At 38.6% G+C, this 2,632-nt stretch carries 4 protein-coding genes and 1 pseudogene; all 5 read left to right on the forward strand.

Features of this window, described 5'->3' with window-relative positions; genetic code table 11:
- Nucleotides 1-515, forward strand: a pseudogene (locus GXZ17_RS04205) (hypothetical protein); the annotation flags it as partial.
- Nucleotides 499-1,005: a CRISPR-associated protein Cas4 gene (cas4, locus tag GXZ17_RS04210; protein WP_409376036.1), complete on the forward strand. Its 507-nt coding sequence runs from the start codon at nucleotides 499-501 to the stop codon at nucleotides 1,003-1,005. The pseudogene GXZ17_RS04205 and the gene cas4, both read left to right, overlap by 17 nt.
- A 5-nt stretch (nucleotides 1,006-1,010) precedes the next feature.
- Entirely contained in the window at nucleotides 1,011-1,988 is a 978-nt protein-coding gene (cas1b, locus tag GXZ17_RS04215) for a type I-B CRISPR-associated endonuclease Cas1b (protein ID WP_409376037.1), read from the forward strand.
- Nucleotides 1,988-2,254: a CRISPR-associated endonuclease Cas2 gene (gene cas2 / locus GXZ17_RS04220; RefSeq protein ID WP_409376038.1), complete on the forward strand. Its 267-nt coding sequence runs from the start codon at nucleotides 1,988-1,990 to the stop codon at nucleotides 2,252-2,254. Before cas1b ends, cas2 begins: the two co-directional genes overlap by 1 nt.
- On the forward strand, nucleotides 2,235-2,513 hold the full coding sequence (locus GXZ17_RS04225) for a hypothetical protein (protein WP_409376039.1): 279 nt from the start codon (nucleotides 2,235-2,237) through the stop codon (nucleotides 2,511-2,513). Before cas2 ends, GXZ17_RS04225 begins: the two co-directional genes overlap by 20 nt.
- Nucleotides 2,514-2,632 lie beyond the last annotated feature (119 nt).

Consider the following 2,632-nt stretch of genomic DNA (forward strand, 5'->3'; position numbering starts at 1 on the left):
ACAAATATGCTTTAGTTACTTTGTTTTATTCAAGTTTAAAAGGAGATGGAGAATATCTAAAGAGTTTTTTTGATACCCTTGATCTTCTTGATGCCGGATGGATGGCCTCAAAGAAAAGCGAAGCGCAAAAAACCTACAGGGAAATTGTGGATATATCAGTTATTCCCGAAGGGCTTTTTGAGCCTTTTTGCAGAGATGTTATCCATTTTATCCAGAGTTATTCTGAGAAAAAGGAGGCTATTTATACGCTGTTTAAGCGGGAGATTCTGTCGAAATATCTTGTTTCTATTCCCTGGGGTTCGGTGAGGGAAACGATTGGGGAGAGGGACAAGGCTTTTTATCGGCTTTTCAACGCCCTTTCTACGGAAGAACAGAAACTTCTTAATGAGCGCCCTATCGAGAGCTGGATTAGAGATATTTTTATTGTTCCCGGAGGTTATGATTGTAGAACTGGTTTTAACAGAAAAAGTAAAGAAGAAAGAGAGAAGATAGAGAGTGATGGCAATATCTGCTGACTCTCTTCACCTCACTGGAGTTAAGATAAATTACTTTTTTGTCTGCAAGCGTAAACTCTGGCTTTTTGACCGGGGCATTCGGATGGAGCAGGAGTCAGACCGGGTTTTATTAGGGAAGCTCCTTGATGAGGGCAGCTACCCGAGAAGGAAAAAGAGGAGAATTACCATTAATGACCTTATTGCCATTGACATTGTAGGCGAAGATAACATCCAGGAGGTCAAATATAGCCAGGCTCTTGAAAAAGCAAGCATAATGCAAATTGGCTATTACCTTTATTATTTGAGAAGTCTGGGTATTGAAAAGAAAGGCATTCTTTCTTACCCGAAGTTGCGGAAGAGGAAAGAAGTGATTCTTACCGAAGAAATGGTTTGCGAACTGGAAGATGCTATTAAAGAAATTGAGAAGCTTATCTCTCAGCCATCTCCACCGGAAGCTGTCAGGAAGCCTTATTGTAAGAAATGTGCCTATTTTGAATTTTGTTTTGGGTGAGTGAAATGCAACCTTATTATATCCTGAGCAGTGGCACTCTGAAAAGGAATGAAAATACTATACTTATTGAAAGAAAGAATGGGGAACGAAAGGCAATTCCTGTTGAAGATGTTGACTCTATCCATGTTTTTGGCCAGGTGAATTTAAATAAGGAATTTCTGGTGTTTCTTGCCCGGGAAAATAAACCTTTGCATATTTATAACTATTATGGTAACTACAGCGGCACTTTTCTGCCAAGAGATAAAAATGTTTCCGGAGAGCTTCTTGTGCGTCAGGTCGAGCACTACCTTAACCCTCAAAGACGCTTTTTTTTGGCTCTAGCTTTTGTTGAAGGAGCTATGTTCCATGCAAAGCGTAATCTCCGGGAGTATTCTGGAACTGAGCTTTTTGTAGCGAAGATAGAGGAAGAATTTGGAAGAGCATGTGCTACAGAGACTATTGCTGGACTTATGGGTTGTGAGGGTCGGGCTAAAGAAGCATACTATCAGGCCTTTAATCTATTTTTAAAAGAGGATTTTTCTTTTGAAAAAAGAGAGAAACATCCTCCTTCTAATCCGGTGAATGCTCTAATTTCTTTTGGCAATTCTCTTCTTTACACTACTATTCTCTCAGAATGTTATCGGACTCAGCTCAATCCTACTATCAGCTATCTTCATGAACCTCGAGAGAGGCGCTTCTCTCTGTGTCTTGATCTATCCGAAATTTTTAAACCCCTTATTGTGGACCCAATAATTTTTCGCCTGATTAACACTGGCGTTATTACTACAGGTGATTTTGATCAGGACCTCAATGGTTGCTATCTGAATGATGAAGGGCGTAAGAAATTTCTCAAAGCCTTTGACCAAAAGCTTAAAACCACTTTTAAACACCGCCGCCTTAAGAGAAAGGTTTCCTATCGGACTCTTTTACGCCTTGAATGTTATAAACTCATCCGACATCTTCTTGGTGATGAAGTATATACTCCATTTAAGGCGTGGTGGTAATGTCTTACTGTATTATAACTTACGATGTGGGAGAAGAAAGAGTTAATCGGGTAAGGAAGATTCTTAAACGATATTTAAATTGGGTACAAAATTCAGTTTTTGAAGGAGAAATCGGGGAAGGCAAGCTTGAAAAGTGTTTATATGAATTAAAGAGAGTTATTAAGGAAGACGCCGACTCAATTTATATATATCGTTTAGAGATGCGAGATAATTGCAGAAAGTTGATTATTGGTCAGGAAAAAGAAGGTGTTTTTAATCTTATTTAATGATGCCAACTACAATGCATCGGAGATTATTGCTGTTGGATCACCTGAGAAAGGCTTTATACAAGGATTTGACCGTGTTTTTCCAGAATTTCGAAAAACACGATTGGGGTTTCGATGCAAAAATCGCTTTTTTGAGCTCTATTTTTCTTTTTCCAAAGCCCCTCTTTTCCTTGCAGATTCTATGTTATCCCCTGTTATTTTTTTAGAGGAAAGTACTGGGTTTTATCTGAACTATGTGGGATTTAAACATATTTATTAAGCCCTAAAGGGTCATTTGCCGCTCCGTTTTATCTGAACTATGTGGGATTTAAACTCTATATAAGGCTTTAATTCTTGAGTAGCCTAGTGTTTTATCTGAACTATGTGGGATTTAAACTA

This window comes from Candidatus Sordicultor fermentans, assembly GCF_012728195.1.
Taxonomy (GTDB): Bacteria; Atribacterota; Atribacteria; order Atribacterales; family Caldatribacteriaceae; genus Sordicultor; species Sordicultor fermentans.